The following is a 22,521-nucleotide window of genomic DNA, read 5'->3' as shown; positions in this document are numbered from 1 at the left end:
TTATTATTTTTTTGCAATATGCAATTTTTTATTAATATCATCAAAAACATTCAGTGTTTTGTCTAAATGTTCTTTTTCGTGTCGAGCTGTTACAGTCATTCTGATACGTGCATCTTTTCTGGCTACTGCAGGATACATAATAGGGTTTGTATAGACCCCTTCCTCAAGCAATATTCTGCCAATATCCCACATTTTATTCTGATCTCCTATTTTCACTGGAATAATAGCTGAACAGGTAATGCCGGTATCTAAACCTAAATCATTAAGTCCCTTTTTAAAATAATTAATATTATCCCATAGCTTATCTTTCCAGAAAGGCTCTTCATCAATCAAATCAATTGCTTTTAAAATTCCGAAGGAAGAAGGAGGTGCTGTTACTGAGAAAATATGCTGTCTTGACTGGAATTTAAGGAATGATGTTATTTTTTTATTAGCGATAACATAACCTCCCAAGTTGCCAAAGGTTTTGCTGCATGTTCCTGTTATAAAATCTACCTTATCTAATAAACCATCATCCTCAAGAGCTCCTCTTCCGGTTGCTCCCATCACTCCGACACCATGCGCGTCATCTACCATAAGATAGGCATTATATTTTTTTACAAGATCATATATTTCTTTAGCTCGTGAGGTGTCACCTTCCTGAGAATAAACTCCATCTAGGATAACAAGCTTTGTACGGTACGTATTCTCACATACCTTCAAAACATGTTCCAAAGCTTCCAAATTATTGTGCGGAAATGTTTTTTTATTTGTAAAAGCACATCCTTCATGTACACTGGCATGTACTCCCATGTCTAAAATAGCAATATCTTCCTTCTGCATTAAGATCTGTAAAGTAGCACTATTAGCTGCATATCCTGTAGTAAACAATATGACTTCCTCTTCATCTCTTCCAAAAAAATCAGCGATCTTTTTTTCTATAGCATTATGATAATCAAAATATCCTCCGATAAGGGGTGACGCTCCTGTTCCTGTTCCGTATTTTTCAATTCCTTCAATAGCTGCCTCTTTTACTTTTGGGTGCTGGGTAAATCCTAAATAATCACTTGAGACAAAACTTACATAGTTTTTATTCTGGTTTGCAATATCTATATGTAATGTGGCATTGCTACCTGAGGTATTTTTAAGTCTGTAATTCATGTGGCCTCTGGACTTCATATGGTCTAGAAATTCATAAAAATAATCCGCTCTTTGAGCAATATCATAATCTGCAATGTTCTCAAAATCTTTAAAAGTTGCTGTTGTAAAATCAATACTCATCCTTAATGTTGTTTGTGTTAGTTGTTTTATTTTAGTTGTTTGAAGAAACAAATATATAATTATTTAAAGCTTAAAAATCTATATAGTTTATTAAATATTATATACCATATATGACTTTAATTCTATAATCTAACAATTAAATTATCTCTCTTATCAATACATCTATTGCACGTTTTAATGGTCAGTTAATTTTTTTTATTAAATTTAAAATTAACAAAAAAAGACAACAATAAATCACTATCAATAAATAAATCACAAAAAAAAGACAAATGCATTTACAATTGTCTCATTTCTAAATTATTATTTTTTTAAAGGTCAGTTCAGGATCTTTGAATACTCTGAAAACTGAGAATAAGATAAATGCTATACATCATTTTTTCATATTATCAATTTCAGTTATTTTGTCCGTCAGTACCGAGTTTTCTAAATTCGCCTGGTGTGATACCTGTCATTTTCTTAAAGAACTTGGAAAAGTTTGATGGATCATAGGTAAAGATTCTTGCAATTTCTGCGATGGAGCGGTCCGAGCCAATAATCATAGTCTTGGCTTCATTGATAATTTTCTGATCATAGAAATAACATGGATGCTGCTCTTTTTCTTTTTTCACTGTATCTGTAAGATGCTTGTGAGAAACTGCAAGCTGTACAGCAATTTCATTCAGTTCCATAAATTCAGGAACGGCTCCGGAAATTACATCCTGAATGTGTTTTTCCAGAAAAGCAAAATACTGGCTGGTAATTTCTTCACTTCTTTTCATCATTTATTACAGTAAAATTTTAATGTATAAAATTAAATATAAGAATAAAAAAAATATGGTGAACTTAGCGGATGTTGACTATTAATGAAAACTGTCTTTAAATGCCTGGACAGAGTTTTTCACTTTCAGTTTTTCAAGAATATTCTGGCGATGCCTGCTTACTGTATTGATACTTATTGATAGAAATTCTGCTATTTCCTTACTTGCGTAGCCTTCTCCAATATATTTTAAAACCTCAAGTTCCCTTCCTGAAAGAATATTCTGATAATCCAATTTATCCTTCACGATAATTTCTCCTTTAACGGCGTTAATAATCATAAAGTCTGAAACTGGCTGCCGGCTCTGATCGAGTGTCATTTGATACAGGCACAATGCAAATCTCAGTTTTCCGTTGTCGGGAGAATAAATATAAAACATGCGGTGCTTTACCAGCCTGTACTCATTATTTTTATCTTTCATCCTGATCTTTGAAAGGACAGTGTAGTCTGCCCTACTCTCTGCATTCAGTGAGTCCATCAGTTCGTAAAATCTCAGTTCATGAATGTATTTTTTAAGTCTGTCGTCCGGATGTATTTTTTTAATAATCTCCTCTTCCCAAATAGAATTAATTTCTGCAGGATTTTTTTCCATACTTAAACCAAGCTCAATTGCAGTCCCTGATTTGTACACATAACTTTTGTCTGCCTGCATATCACTTAATACTGACACTGCGCCTTCCATCTGTGCATACATCAACGCTCTTTGCTTATATATTTCTATATCCAAAAGGCATTTTTTTGATGTTTTATCCAGAAGCCGGCTGTTTAGTTTGTTTATGATCTCCATAAATGGTTATTTATCAGTATTGGCAGAATACGGGTTATATTTTAGTTTTGCTAAAATAATAATTTACGCCCAGCTAAAGAGAATGAAAAGATTGATTTTAAGCTTCTGTTCTATTTTTATGATTCAGAAAACCTGCGCACAGACATTGGAAAAGATGACTTGGTTCAATGAACCTGAAAAATGGGAGGTGAAGAATAACAGCCTATCCATGACTGTTACACCACAAAGTGATTACTGGAGAATTTCCCATTACGGATTTACGGTAGATGATGCTCCTTTTTATTATACGACCTATGGAGGGGAATTCGAGGCCAAAGTAAAAATCACCGGAAATTATAAAGCAAGATTTGACCAGATGGGACTTATGCTAAGAACGGATAAGGAAAATTATATAAAGGCCGGTATTGAATTCGTAGACGGAAAATATAACCTTAGCACGGTGGTTACCCATGGAACAAGTGACTGGAGTGTTATTACTCTTGATAAAATACCGTCCGCAGTATGGATAAAGGCAGTAAGAAGACTGGATGCAGTTGAAGTCTTTTATTCTTTTGATGATAAAAATTATATCATGATGCGCAATGCTTATCTTCAGGACAACACTCCGGTAATGGTGGGCTTAATGGCAGCATGTCCGGACGGAAATGGTTTTACAGCCGTTTTTAATGACTTCAAAGTAAAGCATCTTCCTGACCAAAGAAGGCTGAAATGGCTTGAAAACAATCAATAACGGTTGAATTTTTTATTCAATATACAGTCAATTTTTATTCGCCTCCCTTTTGGGAGGTTTTTTTGTTTAAATAATGATTATTTTCCTGTAAAAGATAAATCATCAAACTTAAATGAAGTAAAGCTTACGTATATCACAATATACAGAATTATAATATTGAAACTTACATTGATAGTGTTTGTTAAGCAGACAAAATTTTGCTAAAATTATAGCTCATTTTTATAATTGTTGCACATAAAATTGCTAATTTTACAGCCAAAACGAAACCATCAATAAAACACAACCTCAAAATATTTAATAAAAAAAATTATATTCAGTAACTCTCATCCTTAAAAAAACTTCGGCTTGTAGAATGACTATTATTAATAAATTCCTGTCCTAATCAAACAGGAGCATAGATCATTTATATGTATATGAAAGCCTGGACTTTGTTTTTGGTAATTTTGTTTCCGAACATTTACGAACAGCGTCACACTTCTGCGTATTCTTTTACAGACAACAGATCCCTGCATTGGCATGCAACGTCTATTGTCAGGGACACTGATGACATAATCCAGACCGTCTTAAAAATTGTAAAGGAAAAATATCCGGTTTTTAACCTTTCAGAAAACAAATTCTATTGTGAGGTTACTTTGTGTGTAAGGACATTGGCTATCAAAACAACATTTAACACCATTAAAAATAAAACTCATTATAATAACCGCCCTACCAGAAACGGAAATATCTGTGAAACAACCAATGAAAATACCAATCTATTAAATAATTCTGAACTTGAAAGTCCTCATTTTAAAAGGAAGCTTAGAGGATATTTATGATTTATTTGTTAGGAGTTTCACATCCCCCGATCCTGAAGGAACTATTGAAAAAACTCTTATTAAAGCCCAATTTATATGAATGAAAGAATATTAATCGCTGATGGCCACTATGTTGTAAGAGCAGGAACTGCTTTAGTATTAGAGTCCGCTTATCCAAAAATCAGAATAGATTTTGCAGAAAACTATGAGCAGGTGAAAAATCACCTTACCGATCACCATTATGATCTCCTGCTTCTGGATATTGATATGCCGGGAACACAGTATAAAAAAATGATTTCTGAACTTAAAAATATACATGAAAATTTGAAAATTCTTATATTTTCAGATTATGAACGAGATGTTGCGATACAGTATATCAGAGAAGGTGCAGAAGGCTATCTCAACAAGCAGAGCAGTGAGGAGGAGATCCATGAGGCAGTAAGGTCGGTTATGGAAAAGGGATATTATTATCCTAATGAACTCATCGGGCTTATTATTCAGAATAAAAAAAGCAATCCGGCAGAAAAGCTCTCATCAAGAGAATATGAGATATTTAAATTATTAGCCAACGGAAACGGGAATCTTGAAATTGCTAACCAACTGGATATTCAGATGTCCACCGTAAGTACTTATAAAAAAAGGGTTTTCAAAAAACTTAATATCTCCAATATTGCAGAGCTTATCAGGGTTCATGAGATGATTCACTAAGCGAACCAACACCAATAAATGTTTTAAAATTGGAACTGGCATGTCGAAACAAACATCCGGTTCCGTTATTATCATTAGCTCAGAAAGTTCCCTTAGAAATTACTACCTTAATTTTTAGATACAATTATAAAAGTAATGGAAAAAGTAAGGCTTCAAAGAGATAATCTTCTTTCTTCATTTTTAATTATTCATCCTGTGTTTTATGATTATCCTCTAAAGAATTACATCAGCAGAATGCACCACTGATTGGTTTTGCCAATACATCTTATTGACTAAAGCATTTTCAGGAGTGAAAAAATATGATGATCTTTACTGGACTTTAAATTCTATAAGACACGGCATTTTTTAAGCCTAAAATCATGGATCTATCCGAAAAAGCAGAAAAAGGAAGCCTACGTTTCCGGTATATCAAACTTTGTATTTTTTTTTCAGGACTTTCTGTATTTGCACAGCTTTATCTTTTTCAGCCGATGCTTCCTACGGTTGCAGAATATTTCAGGACGACTGCAGGTGACAGCTCGCTTCTGGTATCCTCCACCACTATAGGGATGGCTGCAGGACTACTCTTTTTTGCCTTTAAAGCAGACAGTTATTCAAGAAAAAGCCTGATGACATTTTCTCTGGTATCTTCAGCCATACTTACCATCATTTCTGCGTGGATTCCAAGTTTAAGTATGCTGATTGCTACAGGAATACTGAAAGGTTTTGTAGTATCGGGGGTTTCCGCTGTTGCGCTTGCTTATCTTACAGAAGAAGTACATTTATCTGTGGTTGGACTTGCAATCAGCATGTATCTCAGCGGAAATACGATTGGCGGGATGAGTGGAAGAATACTGGCCACAATTTTAGCGGGAGAATTCGGATGGCGGAATGCTGTTCTCATCATCGGGATAGAAAGTCTTATTTTAGGTCTTATTTTCTGGAAACTATTTCCCAGATCTAAATTTTTCCACCCTCAGAAAACAGATTATTCCCTGAAACTAAAACAGATGCGAAGCTTCTTTACAGATCCTTATATGCTGCGTTTGTACTTTATTGCTGCACTTTTGATGGGGAGTTTTGTAAGTGTATACAATTATCTCACCTTCAGGCTGGAAGCTCAGCCTTTTTCATTGAGTCATTTTGTGATCGCTTTTATATTTTTAATGTACATCTTTGGAGTATTCGGTACGATGATCACAAGCAGGTTGTCCAAAAGATTCAGTAGTAATATGATCCTCAAAGGTTCCGTTCTTTTTATGTTATCAGGAGCGATACTGCTGCTGTCGGAGAATATTTATATTGTTATTTTTGGTCTTGGTATTTTTACCCTTTCTTTCTTTGCAGCCCATACGATGGCCAGCCAGATGACAGCTATACATGCCAAACAGGGAAAATCTTCAGCTACGTCTATCTACTGGCTTTTTTACTATTTCGGATCCAGCATTCTGGGAAGTGGTACAGGATATCTGCTTCATGCCTTTTCTTGGACTATTTTTATACTCTTCCTTCTATTTGCCATAGGAATATCCTTTGCACTTGCTGCTAAAAACAGAGATTAAAAAATAATAACTTAATTTAACAAGCATTACATACCACACACATACCACATTATATTTCAGATTTAGGCCATTTGAAGTCAATTACACAGCATTTTAACAGATAATTATATAATTATGTTAAAATATTAATAAAAAATTCAAAACTGCAGTTTATATTCTACAATGCCGGGCATAATATTTGCAACAGTTACAGTACCATTCACCTTTCTAAATTCAAAATATTATGAACGCAGCAGATCTTAAAATTAAAAACTTAGTTGAGTACAAAAAAAAGATTTACACAATCACTGAAATTTTTCAGGGGGACAACCATGAGTATTTGGTGAAAATTGAAAATGATACCCAAAGTATTTCAGTGCCCGCAGACTCTATCAAACCTATCCAGATAACAGAAGAATGGCTTGAGAAATTTGGATTTTTACGCACTTACAGTTCAGAGCAGAGAATCCGTTATGAAAGACCGGAAACGTTCATCAAGTATGACTTCGATCTGAGCTCGAAAAAGATCCTCGAGGGCCTTAAAATTTATGGAAACTCGATACGATGCAAATACATACATGAGTTTCAAAATATATTCTCGTGTCTGTTTGGAAAAGAGCCTGCAACGTCTAATTACGAATTGGTAAAGACGGAATCCTAATTATTATTACTTTTATTATAAGAAACCGCTGACTTTTGTTCAGCGGTTTTGTTTTGTATTACATTTCCTCTTAAAATGAATGATATTAAATGGCCATTTGTTGCTGCAACTGCTTTTCAAGGCGTTTCTTTTTAGCATTTTCCCGCTGCTCCTTACGAAAATCCCATGGCGAAACCGCTTTTTTGTCCTGCCATAAGCCCAGCTTCTGGATTTTCGCCGTATCCTGCATTTTCCCAAGAGAGATATCCTTAGAATAGGAATAATACCACCAGCCATAGCCTGCCTTTATAATTTCTGCCGAAAGATATTTTCCTTTATCATAATAGACTTTTGCTACCGAGCGTCCGTAGCGGTCTTTATTAGTTTCCGTAAACGTAATCTGCTTACCAAAAACTTTATCTGATGTAAACTTTTTGGCATTCTTTCCAAATGGCTGACGGTTTTCTGGACAGTCCACTTCTGCAAGCCGGAGTTTCTGCTGGATATTACCGTCTAATAAAACCGTGATGGTGTCTCCATCTGAAATCCCAACTACTTTTACCTTCTTTTGTGAGAAAAATGAAAGGGGGAAGCATATCAATGCATAAAGAAGTATTCTCATGATGCGAAATTAGTATTTATTTCGGAAACCCTGTACCAGACAGAAAAAAATTGTGACTGTAAAACCTTTAAATTAAAATTCTCACTCATTTCCGATCATTATTTATAGAATAAATTAAATGGGAAAAGCTTAGAAAATATAGAGAAGAAATTATTAAACTGACAGACAGGCAATTCGATTATGGCCATGATTAACAACTTATGGAAACGGACAGAATATAAGAAGAACAGCAATAGCTTTAAAAATAAAAAAAGAAGGCTTTTGCCTTCTCTTTTTTTGTATCAAATAACCTGAATGGTCCTACTTTTTTATATTAATTTGTGTTTTTTTAAGGCTTTCAAAAAGTCGGCTAAAGGTCATTCATACACTCGGTATAATTTTTCATCATTTGTGTTTTCTACAATTATAATTTTAACAATTATAACTATTTATATACATATGAATTAAAAAATAATCTTAATTGACATGCTTTTTTAATTTGTGTTCTTTTTACTGATACAAAGTAACAACATTCCCAATGAAATGATTCACAAATGGCATAGATATATATCGATAAGAGTGTAGATTTTTTCCTCCAACCTGCTTTAAAATAAAAGCACAGACTTTAAAAAATTCTATATTTTATGATGGGTTTTGATGAGATCGATTAGTTCAACAAGATTTTCAATCTGCAACTTTTCAAATATGTTTTTCTTGATAGTGCTTACGGTATTTTGTTTTATATCCAGGTGATTGGCAATTTCGAGGTTTCCATATCCTTCTGCATACATTTCTGCAATCTGGAATTCTCGTTTAGTCAAACGGGTCAGAGGATTGATCAGATCCGGATTGTTAACAAACTGAACCATTAAATTCCTTGAAAGTTCAGAAAAATATTCGCCTTTTTCTATGAAACTTAAGAGCGCTTGTTTTATTTCTTCCTCTTCACTTAATTTGCTCAGGTACCCGTTGGCACCGGCTTTAATAAATTTAAGGACATACAGATCTTCTTCAAGACCAGAAAAAATTAAAATTTTAATATCCGGATTAGCGGCTTTTATGAGTGGTAAAAAGTGAAGACTGTTTCCATCCGGAAAATGGGCATCAATGATCGCTATCTGTATATGATTTAATTTTACCAGTTCCTCGATCTGCTGTAAGGAAGAAGTCTGAAACACCTTAGAATTAGGTACAATATCACTGATGATGATCTCAATCCCCTGTCTTACGATGCTATGGTCATCTGCTAAAAGGAATACGATTTCCTTATTTTCAACCTTTGTTTCCATTATGCATTGATATTTAAATTGATCATGAAAGTTATTTTTGTTCCTTTATACTGTGTGCTTGAAACCTCTATTTTTCCATTAAAGAGCTCTACAATTTCTTTACATAAACTTAGCCCCAATCCTGCGCCAAGATTATCTACCTCATCAGATATCACTCCCTGATAATAAGGCTCAAATATCTTACCTAAGTCAGACTCGGAAATTCCAACTCCGGTATCTTCTACTGTTGTGGTAAGTGAAATTTTATTTTCACCAATCGCTTCAGTAGACATCGTAAGATTAATCAGTCCGTTTTCTGTGAATTTGTTGGCATTACCCAAAATATTCATAAACAGCTGATTGATTTTTATATTATCTGAATTTACAATGGTTCCGGCAGGTATTCTGTCGGTTACCACGAATTTATTATTTCTGGTTTCTATATATGGTGTAATAGCGGTTGCAATAGAATTAAGCTCATCTTTAAGGTTAAAAACAGATTTTATCAGCTTTTTTTCAGCTTCCTGATCTTTTGTATATTCTAGGATCTGGTTGGATTGCAGCAGTAAAGTACTGTTGGTAAATTTAATGGACTTTAAATAACCTTTTACGGTTTCATCTTGTGTAGACCTGTTGATCTTGTCGATAAAAATGTTAATAATCTTTAATGGTGATCTAATGTCGTGGCTCAGCATCCCAAGAATTCTGTTTTTGAAATTAAGGTTCTTTTTATTTTGTTTGTTTGCAGCTTTGAGCTTCTGCTCATATATGAAGGCAATTCTTGTAAAATACATGATAAGGACGGATACAATGAACATCAGGGTCATTAATCCCAGTACCAGATATGTTCTGATTCTGCTGTTATATGAATTCTGCTTGGTATATTCTTTTTCTAATTCTGATTTAAAATCTTTAATAGCATTTTCATACATATTAATCAAACCGTTACTATACACCAATAATTTACTGAAATTACTATAAAAGTTCACACTTTGCTTTTGGTTCCTGGCGGTGGATAGTTGGATCTTCTTAACTTCAGTGATATAATGTTTGTCTATCGATTTTACCAGACTGTCCATCCTGGATTTTACTTTAGAGATATTAGCAGGTTTCTTATTGGATAAAGTAATAACTGTACTTTCCTTCCGTACATTCTCCTTACCCGATATGGCATCTCTTAAACGTCCCATCAAGCCTTTCTTTTTAATGGTATCAGAATAAGTACGGGTCTGTATATTCAGGTCTTCAAAGTTGTCTTTATTTTCATATTTCTCCAGCTCATAATGCTGATCCTGGATTTTTACCGGCGGGTTCAGAGAGGACTGGTATACAGAATCTATTACGGTTTTTAATTTTGTGATTTTCAGGGTATCTTTTTTCTGCTCTGCTAAACTGTTTTTCAGTGCAGGATTTCTGTCTCCATATTCGTTTATCTTATCAAAATTACTATTAAGCTTTCTAAGGGATTGAAAATACAACTTCAGATCTTTGTCATCCTGACTGATCATATATTTCTGAAGATAATTTTGCGCATCCATAAAATCTTTTCTAGAGTTGTCGGCCAGCTTGCCCAATGCCTTACTCTGCTCCAATTGATCCTTAATAAACTTTAGTTTCTTCTCATTAACAAATTCATTATAAAAAAATACAGCTATAATGATCTGTATCAACAAAATACATATGATCATTGAGTAATGAACAATCTTCCTCAATTTAAAATTTAAGAATTTACTTTTCATATCTGTTTTATCAGCTAAATTAATTTCTGATTATTTAAGTCGGTTGGTTATTAGTTTTCAGTTAGCAAAGTTAAAGTAATTTTTGCCTTGTTATAACAGTAATAGCTTATAAAATCCAGAGAAACATAATTTTAGCTATAATATAAAATGTTGAGAATTTTAATGACTCTCATTCTATTTTAAGATCAGCGGTGAAAAAATATGAAAGTGCGCTCTTTAAAAAATAAAAAACACAATGATAATCATCATATTTTAATTTTTCCATAACTCAAAAAAAAATATTTTTAGCCTAAACCTTTTCGACTTTTTATGGCTAGAACGAAGGCTTTTTACTCAGTGTATTTTTTTATTATTATAATTATTAACTGAAAAACCGCAAAGCGAGAGCACTTTGCGGTTGAAATGAAGGAGGCAGATTCCAAATATTTTATAAATTAAAATCTGTTCCAGTAATTGATATGACTTATTTACCTATTCTTGTTGTATCCATTCAAATTTCCATTTTTCAAATAGATTAGGCCTCCGCCACAAGCTTCGTCCTGATGAATAAAAATTCCGTTATTGGAAAGTTTGATTTGTCGGCTTCCTGTACTTGCTCTTCTCCAATAATTTCCCCATCCTCATTTACATTATTAAAGTAAACTTCGCCTTTGGGTGCTTTCCGTAAATTATTTCCAAACCAAATTTATGATTTCCGTGTTTTGAACGATTTTAACGATATCGGCTAAAGGGTCTCCATCCAAATCACAGGAAATTGAATTTGGATGATGTTTTTGAGATAAAATGATAGTGTCTTTGGCGTCTTTATTTAAATGTGATAAATTAACTTCCTGTGGTTGTATGGCTTTTTTATGATTAGGTTTTCCTTTGGTTATTTCGTTTTTTGGCTGTTCTTTTTTTTATTCTGACAACTTAAAATTGTCAGAGATGCAAATATGGATAGGATTAAAAATTTATTATTCATCATAATATTGTTCAGACCTTGTCATTATTTTCAGTAATGATTCGAAATAAAACAATCTATAAAGACTCATAAAATTCGTACTGCAGATCAGCTTCTGTGATGGATGTGTTTAAAGATGAGTAAAGATCCTGCTCTTCCATTTCTGCAATTACTTTAGAATCCTGAATCAGTTTTCCTTCACGGCTATAAATTTTTATAAGGATCCACTTTCCGCTGCGCTCTAATTCTTTAAAACCTAATTCGGATTTATATTTTATTTTTCCGCTTTGCAATACACCGTCTTTTACAACTGCTTTATTGGTCGGTTTTCCTTTCGCATACTGTACAATCTGGGCAGTGAAACCGTTCAACTGTTCAAACGGTTGATTGTAGGTGTATGCAACAGCTCCATTTTCATCATAAATAGTTGCGTTATAAACAGTATGATCTGCATTGATCTTTGTTTCTGTCTTTAACTTTCCATTTTCCCCGAAAGACTTGGCCTGCACTAAAATTCCGTCTTTATAATTCTGTTCGATAATTCCCTCATACAGCGTACCATTGTAAGGCATATCATCTTTATAAGTTACAGTGCCTTTCAGTTTTCCGTCCGGATGATAATACGTAATCTCCTGTGTCATCTCATCTTTTAATACTTGTTCGGAAGACAGCTTTCCATCTTCATCAAAATACTTCTTCAAAACCACAGCTCCTTTTTTATAAACATTAATAGAAGTGAAGCCTGAAAAATCATAATTGAACTCATAATCTTCACCGTCATGCGGTTGAAGGGCATCAATTTCCTTATCATAAATGTAGGTAAGGTTACCTATTTGCCTGCCTGTTTCATCATACGTTTTTTTATAACCGTCTTTTCTATTTTTCTTTTCTTCCTGCAGGATTTTACCGTTTTTGGCGTAGATCACACTTTCGACTATCGTTCCGTTCTTTTTCTGCTTCTCTATTTTGGAAACTTTCATGGGATTATAGTAATATTCTACCATCACATTTTCGTCGGAACCGCCCGGAGTATTTGCACCGATATATTTTCCTTTGTCGCCGTAATATTTAGTTTCACTTTTTCCTTGAGAGTCCATTGTTATTTCAGAACGGATACCTTTGATATCCTCATCATAAACTGTCATTTTTAAATTATCAGGACGTTCATACATTGTAACACTGTTGTAAAAGGACAAAAGTTCCGGATCTTTATAGCTAAACATTTTACCCGTAAAAGTACCGTCTGCTTTGTATATCAGATCTTCTACAATTCTTTCTTTCTCATCAAATGTCTGAGCCGGTCCTATCGGATTTCCACCGGAAAAGGTTCCTGATCTTAAGACTTTACCTTCCGGGGTATACCAGATAATTTTTCCTTCATAGATTTCGCTGCCGGGCGTAGCATCAGACACAAGACCTTCCATCTGAATTTTTCCATTTTTATAGAAATCCCTGATTAAAGTAAGTTTGCCTTTGTTTTCCGTTTCACGATAAAATTCCATTTTGTCCTGAGTTGTTTTCTCCCAATTTTCGTCAAAATAGATTTTTTCCTGAGCACTAGCGTAGGTGTTTATGATCAGGGCAAAAACCGCTGACATCAATATTCTTTTCATGTTTTTAAATTTTAGATCAATGCAAAAGCCTGAAGAACAGCTTACATTTGCTATTTAAGTGTGATTTATTACAACAACCGACTGATAATCAAAGTATTACCGCCATTAAGGGTTCAGTTTATTCTATCATCATTTTATATATTTTCCCAACAGATATGAAAATTTCATCACTTGTGTTTTTCTGTCAGTAAATAACTGTGGCAAAGATCTGGAAAATCACTGTGGCAAAAAATCCCTGCTTTCAGCTAATTTTTGTTTTTAGCTTACTTTTGGATAACAAATTTTCCGCTTTTGTTGATGATGTATGAAGTGCTTGTGGTTTCTAATTGTCCACTTGATTCGTCATATTCCTGCACCTGGATTTTATGGTTGGAAAGCTTACTTTCCGTCCGCCTTGATGATTCTGCAATTTCATCGTAAGCAACCAGCAGCTCATCAATTTTTTTATAGTTATTATCGAATGTTACTATCACGGTTTTAAGTTCCATTTCTCCCTCCTGATAAGTAAATACGAAGGTTTTGAAGTTGCCGGGATATGACAGCTGGTAATTTACAGAAATATTTTGGCTGGATTTCAACCACTCCTGCAGACCTAGCTTTTCTGCCTGTTCATTAGATAATTGGGTATAAACCCTTGCTGAAGGATGTTTTTTCCTGTATGATTCGTCATAAGTATCAAAATTGGTTGCTTCCAATACCGGGAGTTTTTCCATCTGCACTTTCATAAAAGAAAATTCATCGCTGGATTTCAATTTAACATTAATTGAATCATTACGAATAGGCTGAGATTTATTAGCTTGTTGATTTTCTTTGTTTTCAGAATTTTGTATTTTTTCCTTGCAGGAAATTATGGTCCCTAATGACAAAAAAATAAAAATTGTTTTCCTCATTGTTTCTCTTGTGGTAAAGTAAATGGTATTGGTGATCATTTTAACAATCAAACTGAATTGAAACTTCTGATACTTTTTTAATCAGTTTCCCTTTTGCTGCTTTAGAAGAAAGATACAAAATCACCCGCTCCTCCTCATAATCTCTGTTTGCTCCAAAAATAAAATCTGGTTTTCCATCCTTATCAATATCTCCTATAAAAAGGAGTTCGACAAAAGTATCATTAAATGATTCTTCCTCTAAAAATAGCTGTTCAGGAGAATTAAGTGTTGATATATACAGTTTGTAATTTTTCACATTCTGGTATATTTCCTCTCCATTATCGGTGTGCACTTTTTCGGATGAAAGTACTTTCCCTTCTGCACGCAGTGTATATTCTTTATTTTCAAAATGAAATTTCAATTTTTCTTTTGGCCATATTTTATTCTTTTTGATGTTAACAGTCTTTATTTCACCAATGGCCAATTGAGGACTGTTCATGAATAAAATGGAATTATTTTTAGAATTAATAATTTTCGTAGAATCTCCGGAACATTCAGAAAAACCTTTGGCAATAGTGTAATCAGCTTTGCCTAGGTAATATTTTCCATCTTTTAGATATAAATCCAACCAATTTTCTTTCAGCTTATCTACATCATTTTCATTTCCAAAGTCCCTGTATTGTCTAGGAATAAGAATTTCAAAAGTATCATCTATTTTTTCAACTGCCACAGGTTTCTGTTCTGTATTTTTATTATGCAGTTGTTTTTCTTTTTTATCATGGCTTACCTTACGCATGCCTGGATCTGTTTTATCTTTACAGGAAAATAAGGCGATAAGGGATAATAAAAGAATAATTGGCTTCTTCATTAATTTACTTTTTTGATCTGCTTAAAATAAACAAATCTTGTGATTAAAAAATCCAGTTGATGTAATTATAATCATTTTTATATCTGTATATATTTCTTCATCATTTGTGCCTTTCAGAAATAGAGTAAGCAAATTTACAGAAACCCGTTCTCACATAAAATCCCTGCTTTCAGCTAATTTTTTATAATTGAAGAAAAGAATACAAATTAGCTGAAAGCAGGGATTGAAATATTTAATAAGAATAACGATTTTTGAACCTAAATAAAACCCGATTCATCTCGATGGCTAAAATCCGAGACTTTTTAAAATAGAATATGAAATCATAAGCAATGAAAAGTAGCAAAGTAATACCTTTGCCGCGATTACAACCTTAAAAAATGCTGATAAGAAATTTTCGTTTTTTCCTCATCTCCGTTCCTTTTTTATGTCTTGTCTTAACAGGTGAGCTTATATCAGCTCAGGAACTGCACAGTAATCTGGAACAGCAATATAAAAAATATAAACCGGGCAGTACTCAACGCCTGATGATGACCGGAAAATATGCACAGGCTCTTTTTTTTAATAAACAGGAGGATAAAGCTTTTGTAATTTTAAATGAAAATATTGCTTATGCCAAAAAAATAGCTGACGGAAAATATGCTGCCTATTTATACATCATCGCTGCCATTAACTATAGAATACTGGATGATGTAAAAGCCTATGAAAACGCTTCCAGGTCTGCCGAGTTCTATGAAACCAAAACCTATGACCAGGAAACAAATGGTTATGTGGCCTATGGCCTTGGCTGGATCCGTGCCCGTAATAACAAAGAAGCTGAAGCGGTTCGCTATTTTTTAAAAGCTTTATCATTTTATGAAAAAGCCCCCTATTCTGAAAGTTTAAATAATAGAAAAGCCTCAGTATATAGGGAGTTAAATAGTATCTACGCCGATTGGAATGAATACGAACTGCAGGAAAAATACAGTAAGCTATCATTAGAAATGGCCATTCAGCAGAATGATCCCATGAATTTGTTTGATGCTTATATGGCGATGGGCTATATGTATGAAAAGCGCTATGAATCCTCTCCCGCCAATAAAGCTTTTATCCAGCAGGCAGAAGCTTATTATATCAAAGCGGTAGAGACTTACAAGGCGAATAAGGCACATATGCCCTTCCCTTCCAATCTTTCTTTTGTAGCGATCAATCTGGCTAATTTATATCTAAATTATTTCCCTAAATCCTACAAAGACAAGGTGCTGTATTACGCTAATTTGGCTAAAACCCAAGGGACCGCTACAGGAAATCACGACCATGTAGCCTCAGCCAATGGTATTTTGGCAGAAATAGCTTTACAGAATAACAATAAGGAAGAAGCAAAAAATTATCTCATGACGGCACTTGCAGAATCAGAATATGACAAAATCTCTGATCCGAATATCAAGCTGTCTATTTTTGAAAATCTCTCACAGCTATTTCAGAGTGAAAATAATTTTAAAGAAGCTATTTTTTACCAAAAAGCTTATTTGGAAACCTTTAAACAAATTTATGATCAGAAAAATGCTGCATTAGGTAAAAAACTGGAGATTCAATATGAAAGGGAGAAACAAAAGCAGCAGTTGCTCCGTTTACAGTTAGCGTCTGAAAAGCAGGAACAGCAACTTAAGGAAATGAGCTGGCACAGTTTACAGCAGGCCCAGAAATTGGAGAATCTGGAATTGACGAAAGAGAATCAATTCAGGAAACTGGAATTTACCGAAATAGAAAACAGCAAAAAGGCCCAGGAACTTCGTTTATCACAGCTGGAATCCTATAACAGAAAACAGGAAGTGGATCTTTACAAAACACAGGTGGGATATAAAGAGAAAATTAACAGGTTCTATATCGGTTTGACAGCTTCTGTTTCTTTACTGCTTATTTTATTATTGTATGCCTATTTTCAGAGAGCAAAAGGCATGAAGCAAAAAGAGAAATTACATCTGCTTGAAATGGAAAAGGTAAAACAGGATTCAAAAATATCCAACCTCACGGTGATGCTGGAAGGTCAGGAGCAAGAACGTGGAAGAATGGCCAGGGATCTTCACGATGGTCTTGGAAGTTTACTCTCCGGAACGAAGATGAATTTATTTTTATTAAAAGATAAATCTAATGATCACCATCAGCCACACATAGAAAGATCAATGGCACAGATCGATATAGCGGTTGACGAACTCCGTCGTGTTGCCCATAATCTAATGCCCGATTTGCTATTGAAATATGGCCTTCAGGAAACATTAATGGATTATGTTTCCCGGATGACGACTCCAAATATGGATATTGATGTTCAGTTTTTACATTATTCAAATCAATTATCCTTAGACAGCCAGTTGATTGTATACAGGATTATCCAGGAATTGGTAAACAATGCTTTAAAACATGCTGATGCAGAACAGATTATTATTCAGGTCATTGAAAATGAACTGGAATATGTCCTTATCGTGGAAGACGACGGAAAAGGATTTGATATCGACAAACTGAATCAATCAAACTCTGCAGGCTTCCACAATATCCGTTCCCGTATTGAGTTTCTGAGAGGCACCATGCAAATAGAATCCCAGATCAATATAGGAACCAGTATTGAAATCAAATTTCCAAAATAAACAGTTTATGATTAAAATAGCGATAACCGATGATCACCCATTATTGCTGGAAGGCTTAAAAAACATTCTTTCGCAACAAGAGAATTTTGCGGTAGTGGGTTGCTACTCTTCCTCTAGTGAGCTTTTTACAGGATTAGAAAACCAGATTTTAGATGTTTTACTACTGGACATCAACCTTTCCGATGGCAACAGCATAGATCTGATCAAACCTATATTAAAAAAATATCCGGCTACTCAGATCATGATTTTGAGTGTACACAATGAATTTGCAGTTATCAACAGTACCTTAGAGGAAGGTGCAATGGGATATATACAGAAGAATGCATTGGTCTCGGAAATAATTTCAGGGATACAGACTATACTTACAGGTGAGAAATTCTTATGCAATCAAACCAAAAGAATTGTAGAGATGAAAACAAAATCGGGATTAAATGCAGTACCCAAACTTACCCGCAGGGAAAAGGAAATTTTAATGGAAGCATCTTTAGGCCTGACTACCATTCAGATTGCAGATAAATTATGCATAAGCCCGCATACTGTAGAAAGTCACCGCAAGAACCTCATCGTAAAATTCAAAACTTCAAACTTAAGTACTGCTATAAAATTAGCAATGGAATATGGATTGGTTCGTACACAATAGACTGATAATCTGACTACAATAAAAAATTCTAATTTTAGATTTTTATCTGATCCTATGCTTTTTTAGAAATTTGGTGTAATGTTTCGTAAATCTATGAAGTTGTTTACAGTTTATTTTCAGATCCCTAATTTGCCTACAAAGTATGCTGGTGAATAGCTATCAGCTCATTCAGAGACCGTTATGATGTTATTTTTCTACATGTTTCATTTTCTTTAATAATTTTGCTTTTTAGTTTTATCAAATATGAAAAAAAAGTTATTTATTATTATTGCTATTGTATATTGGATACTAACTTTGCAAAAGATTAAATAAAAAAGTTTGTGCAAAAATATACTTCCGTTGTTCTTTTCTTTATCTTTTCTGTTATTTATGGCCAACAATATAATATTCAGTTATATAATACAGATAACGGCCTGCCGCAGAACAGTGTAAAGGATATTATAAAAGATCGATATGGTTTTATCTGGCTGACCACTGAAAACGGAATTGTACGATATGATGGGATGAAGTTTGTAGTTTATAAGAACCTTCCGCTAAACAATCAAAGGTTTACATTTTTCTACGGTTACCCTGAAAAGGACAGTATTTTTACCACTGGAGATTCGGGAAAAACTTTACTGATCAACAAAAGATCACCAAAAGTCACAAAAACTTCAAAAAGGAATATCGATTATATATTCAGGGACAACGTCAATTACTTTTTATACTCTTCCAATTATATCTATACCACATCGCCCGGTATGAGCCTTTATTTTCCATGCCAGGAAGGTATTTATTTTATAAGGGAAAACTCCATTAAGTACGTTAATAATCTTTCTAAAGCAGAAGAAAATCTGAATATAAAAGCGAAATATAAAAATATTGCCAGAATATTTGTGATCGATAAGTCCGTATTCTTTATTGATAATCAATCAAAAAAAGTTCAGAAAATTGAAAGGGGAAAAATAGTCAGCTCTTATAATGAGCCGCTATTGACCGATGCTAAAAGTAAAATCTACTGGAGCAGGGCCAATAATCAGGTTTTTATATTCAACGGCAACAGCATTTACCGGTGCAACTATGAAGATAACCGGTTTAAAATATCAAAACTCGTACAGCTTGATGATATTACTGAAAATATTATCAGTGTATATTATGACAAAACGTATAAAAGACTTTATCTGGGAAGCAGTACTTATGGCCTGCAGATCGTCAGCTTTACAGATTTTACTACTGTCCAGAGACCTCCTTCTAAGCCTGAATCTGTCTTTTATGCGACTTTACCATATGGCAGCTCATCGGTAATCAATAATTACGGAGAGGTATACAACCGGGACGGGCTTGTAGAAGATAAGCATTTCAAAAGCATTATTCCATTCTTTTTGGCATATGATCAGGAAGACAACATTATTGCCCGCAAAGCAAGTGACCTGCTGCTGTATCAGAAAAAGAAAGCTTATGCAAAAATTATTTCCAAACGGAGTACTATTTTAATAGACTTCTTTTTCGATGCAAAAAGATACTATGCTTTTGAAGCTCTTGGAAAAACGGACGGAACCGTTGGATACAGCGGAGTTCTTATAGTTTACAATGACCTTTCGTTCAAGACTGTAAAAAAAAGGTTTTTCTTTAATGACGAACCTACGAAATTCATGAAATTTGACAAAGATTATCTGCTGGCCGGCACAACGAAAGGTTTATACAAAATCTCATTAAAGACGAATAAAATCATCAACTTACATCCGAATACCGAATTATCTATCCGCAACATCATACAATCCAAGGATGGTAATTTCTGGATTACCACTTCAGGAAAGGGATTTTATCTGCTGAAAAACAACCGTCTTATCAAGATGCCTTATGATGCGGACAATAATCTCTCCTCTTCTCATACTATCCTGGAAGATCAGAAGGGATTTTTCTGGATCTCTACCAATAACGGGCTTTTCAAGGTGCGGGAAAGCCAGCTGCTCCGTTATGTAAAGGATAAAAAAACGAGGGTTAATTATTACAGATTTTCAAAAGTTTCAGGGTTTAAGACCAATGAATTTAATGGCGGTAGTAATGTGTGCGGAAATAAATTAGGAAATGGGGAGTTCGTATTTCCTTCTCTTGATGGTTTGGTTTTCTTCAATCCTACAGAAATAAAGAGCTATTATCCTGAAAACATACATATAGAAAGAGCCTTGCTTGATGGTAAGGAGCGGCTTTTCAATCAGATATTAAATATAAAGCCGGAATCCAACCGTATAGATATATTTATTGATACTCCTTATTATTCTAATCCTGATAATCTTGTTATAGAAGCCAAACTGAGTGGAACAACCAATGTTAAATGGGAATCGATAGGAAAAGACGGAAAATTTTCCATTTCGAATCTTACATATGGAAATCATTGTTTTGTTGTGAGAGTATTAGTTTCCGATACAGGAAAATACATTTATAAAAAAATAAATATTATTATTCCTCCTTATTTTTATCAGACCTTATGGTTCAAAATACTTATTGCTTCCGGCATTCTACTCTTTCTGTATTTTTTGGTAAGATGGAGAATAAGCTTTCTGAAAAAGAAAAATCATGAGCTGGAAGAAATTATCAATTCCCGCACAAGGAGTCTTTCTGAAACGGTAGAAAAGCTTGAAGAAACAAAAATACAGCTGCACAAAGAAGTCGAACAACAAAAAAAGCTTATTGGAACCGTCAGCCATGATATTACAACGCCTATAAAATTTATTGCGCTCACAGCTAAAGAGGCTTTGAACAAAAACAGCTCCAGCGAAGGATATCATGAAAAGGTTCTCAGTTCTATTTATAAATCCTCAGATCAACTGTACAACTTTACCATTACCTTAAAGGAATATGCGGATATTTATTCCCACCACCGGTCTGATAAAACGGAGCTGTATTCTTTACATACGCTAATAGAAGAAAAAAAAGTGCTTTTTCATGCTATTGCAGAAACCAATAATACCATTATTATAAACAATGTTGACCCGACACTGTGGGTATGGATCAGCAAAAATATATTGTCCGCAATTTTCCACAACCTGTTGGATAACTCTGTAAAATTCACAAAGAATGGCTCTATAACTGTGGATAGCAATATAGAAGGAGAGACCATTATCTTATCACTAACAGATACTGGTATCGGAATGGATGAAAAGAAAATAGAATATTACACAAAACTTCAGGATAACATTGAAAATGAAAAGCTATTACTGCAAAAATATGGAATGGGACTTCATCTCGTATTGCAACTGCTGCAAATGATAGAAGGTAAAATTATCTTCGAAAAGAACAAATTAAAAGGCACTTCCTTTAAACTGATTTTAATAAACAAAAAAAATGGTTAAGAATATTCTCATTGCTGATGATCACGATATTGTACTGGTAGGAACAAGTATGATTTTAGAGTCAAGGGTTCCAAATATCACAATAGACCTAGCTAAAGATTACCCCGAAACCCTGGAAAAAATTTCCACCCGCCCATATGACCTTGTCATTTTGGATATCAATATGCCGGAAAGCAAAAATAAAAAAATGATCTCCGAAATTAAAGCCCTGGACTCTGCCATAAAAATACTGATATTTTCAGCCTATGAAGAAGAAATAGCGGTACAATATATAAGAGAAGGCGCCGATGGATACATCAGTAAACTCAGTAAATCTGAGGAGATCTCAGATGCTGTGAGTAGAATATTTTCCGATGGCTTTTATTACCCGACCTCTATCGTACAGCAATTGCTACAGCAGTCTCCCGCTGATTCTATCAAGAATTTATCTGTGCGGGAATATGAAATCTTTATTTTAATGGTGCAGGGTAATGGCAATTTAGAAATCTCAAACAAAATGGGTATCCAGATGCCTACAATAAGCACTTATAAGAAAAGAATACATAACAAACTTAAAACCAAAAATTTAGCAGACCTAATTAAGCTCTATCAAACCTATATTGCCTGATCTTCAGCCAAGTTTGTCCAACTACTCTATGTAGAAAATTTTCTACATCATCCTTTATTTTATTCTACGTAACATTCTGGTTTCTGTAGTAGTATTTCTATATTTTTACATTATTAATAATCATATACTAAATACGTAACCAAAGTATAAATAAATTAACAATATTTTAAATTTTATTTAATCCAAAA

The 22,521-nt window shown here is 34.0% G+C and carries 18 protein-coding genes; 9 read left to right on the top strand and 9 right to left on the bottom strand.

The window, feature by feature from the left end:
- Nucleotides 1-3 precede the first annotated feature (3 nt).
- The 3 genes from QF044_RS06545 to QF044_RS06535 form a co-directional block, all read right to left on the bottom strand.
- Nucleotides 4-1,260: an aminotransferase class I/II-fold pyridoxal phosphate-dependent enzyme gene (locus tag QF044_RS06545; RefSeq protein ID WP_307265137.1), complete on the bottom strand. Its 1,257-nt coding sequence runs from the start codon at nt 1,258-1,260 to the stop codon at nt 4-6.
- Nucleotides 1,261-1,652: 392 nt separating this feature from the next.
- Nucleotides 1,653-2,021: an AraC family transcriptional regulator gene (locus QF044_RS06540; protein ID WP_307265135.1), complete on the bottom strand. Its 369-nt coding sequence runs from the start codon at nt 2,019-2,021 to the stop codon at nt 1,653-1,655.
- A gap of 78 nt (nt 2,022-2,099) precedes the next feature.
- Nucleotides 2,100-2,843, bottom strand: coding sequence for a response regulator transcription factor (locus tag QF044_RS06535; protein WP_307265132.1), 744 nt, complete (start codon nt 2,841-2,843; stop codon nt 2,100-2,102).
- A gap of 82 nt (nt 2,844-2,925) precedes the next feature.
- Here QF044_RS06535 and QF044_RS06530 point away from each other — a divergent pair, with 82 nt between their 5' ends.
- The 5 genes from QF044_RS06530 to QF044_RS06510 all read left to right on the top strand — a co-directional run bounded on the left by QF044_RS06530 (nt 2,926) and on the right by QF044_RS06510 (nt 7,256).
- A complete protein-coding gene (locus QF044_RS06530) occupies nt 2,926-3,573 on the top strand; it encodes a DUF1349 domain-containing protein (protein WP_307265129.1) in 648 nt (215 codons plus the stop codon).
- 413 nt (nt 3,574-3,986) lie between these two features.
- Nucleotides 3,987-4,388 carry a hypothetical protein gene (locus QF044_RS06525; RefSeq protein ID WP_307265126.1) on the top strand — a complete coding sequence of 134 codons (402 nt, stop codon included), beginning with the start codon at nt 3,987-3,989 and terminating at the stop codon, nt 4,386-4,388.
- Nucleotides 4,389-4,463: 75 nt separating this feature from the next.
- Complete coding sequence (locus QF044_RS06520) at nt 4,464-5,075, top strand: response regulator transcription factor (RefSeq protein ID WP_307265124.1); 612 nt, start codon at nt 4,464-4,466, stop codon at nt 5,073-5,075.
- A gap of 359 nt (nt 5,076-5,434) precedes the next feature.
- Nucleotides 5,435-6,616, top strand: coding sequence for an MFS transporter (locus QF044_RS06515; protein WP_307265121.1), 1,182 nt, complete (start codon nt 5,435-5,437; stop codon nt 6,614-6,616).
- Nucleotides 6,617-6,839: 223 nt separating this feature from the next.
- A complete protein-coding gene (locus tag QF044_RS06510) occupies nt 6,840-7,256 on the top strand; it encodes a hypothetical protein (protein WP_307265119.1) in 417 nt (138 codons plus the stop codon).
- A gap of 85 nt (nt 7,257-7,341) precedes the next feature.
- Here the strand turns inward: QF044_RS06510 and QF044_RS06505 are convergent, their stop codons facing one another.
- From QF044_RS06505 to QF044_RS06480, 6 genes are all read right to left on the bottom strand, one after another.
- Entirely contained in the window at nt 7,342-7,857 is a 516-nt protein-coding gene (locus tag QF044_RS06505) for a thermonuclease family protein (protein WP_307265117.1), read from the bottom strand.
- A gap of 614 nt (nt 7,858-8,471) precedes the next feature.
- A complete protein-coding gene (locus tag QF044_RS06500; RefSeq protein ID WP_307265115.1) occupies nt 8,472-9,125 on the bottom strand; it encodes a response regulator transcription factor in 654 nt (217 codons plus the stop codon).
- Entirely contained in the window at nt 9,125-10,816 is a 1,692-nt protein-coding gene (locus QF044_RS06495) for a HAMP domain-containing sensor histidine kinase (protein ID WP_307265112.1), read from the bottom strand. The genes QF044_RS06500 and QF044_RS06495 overlap by 1 nt, the downstream gene beginning before the upstream one ends.
- 1,047 nt (nt 10,817-11,863) lie before the next feature.
- Nucleotides 11,864-13,399 carry a membrane-binding protein gene (locus tag QF044_RS06490; RefSeq protein ID WP_307265108.1) on the bottom strand — a complete coding sequence of 512 codons (1,536 nt, stop codon included), beginning with the start codon at nt 13,397-13,399 and terminating at the stop codon, nt 11,864-11,866.
- A 263-nt stretch (nt 13,400-13,662) separates the two neighbouring features.
- Entirely contained in the window at nt 13,663-14,151 is a 489-nt protein-coding gene (locus tag QF044_RS06485; protein WP_307265106.1) for a hypothetical protein, read from the bottom strand.
- A 178-nt stretch (nt 14,152-14,329) separates the two neighbouring features.
- Nucleotides 14,330-15,136, bottom strand: a complete 807-nt coding sequence (locus QF044_RS06480; RefSeq protein ID WP_307265103.1) for a hypothetical protein — start codon at nt 15,134-15,136, stop codon at nt 14,330-14,332.
- A gap of 377 nt (nt 15,137-15,513) precedes the next feature.
- Here QF044_RS06480 and QF044_RS06475 point away from each other — a divergent pair, with 377 nt between their 5' ends.
- From QF044_RS06475 to QF044_RS06460, 4 genes are all read left to right on the top strand, one after another.
- Nucleotides 15,514-17,754, top strand: a complete 2,241-nt coding sequence (locus QF044_RS06475; RefSeq protein ID WP_307265100.1) for a sensor histidine kinase — start codon at nt 15,514-15,516, stop codon at nt 17,752-17,754.
- 7 nt (nt 17,755-17,761) lie between these two features.
- Nucleotides 17,762-18,394, top strand: a complete 633-nt coding sequence (locus QF044_RS06470; RefSeq protein ID WP_307265098.1) for a response regulator transcription factor — start codon at nt 17,762-17,764, stop codon at nt 18,392-18,394.
- 320 nt (nt 18,395-18,714) lie between these two features.
- Nucleotides 18,715-21,726: a HAMP domain-containing sensor histidine kinase gene (locus tag QF044_RS06465; RefSeq protein ID WP_307265096.1), complete on the top strand. Its 3,012-nt coding sequence runs from the start codon at nt 18,715-18,717 to the stop codon at nt 21,724-21,726.
- Nucleotides 21,719-22,333 (top strand): response regulator transcription factor, encoded by a 615-nt coding sequence (locus QF044_RS06460; protein ID WP_307265094.1) that lies wholly within the window; start codon nt 21,719-21,721, stop codon nt 22,331-22,333. Before QF044_RS06465 ends, QF044_RS06460 begins: the two co-directional genes overlap by 8 nt.
- Nucleotides 22,334-22,521: the final 188 nt, after the last annotated feature.

The organism is Chryseobacterium sp. W4I1, assembly GCF_030816115.1.
In the GTDB taxonomy this organism is placed as follows: Bacteria; Bacteroidota; Bacteroidia; order Flavobacteriales; family Weeksellaceae; genus Chryseobacterium.
The sequence above is the reverse complement of the archived record's forward strand: the minus strand, read 5'-3'. Positions and strand labels throughout refer to the sequence as shown.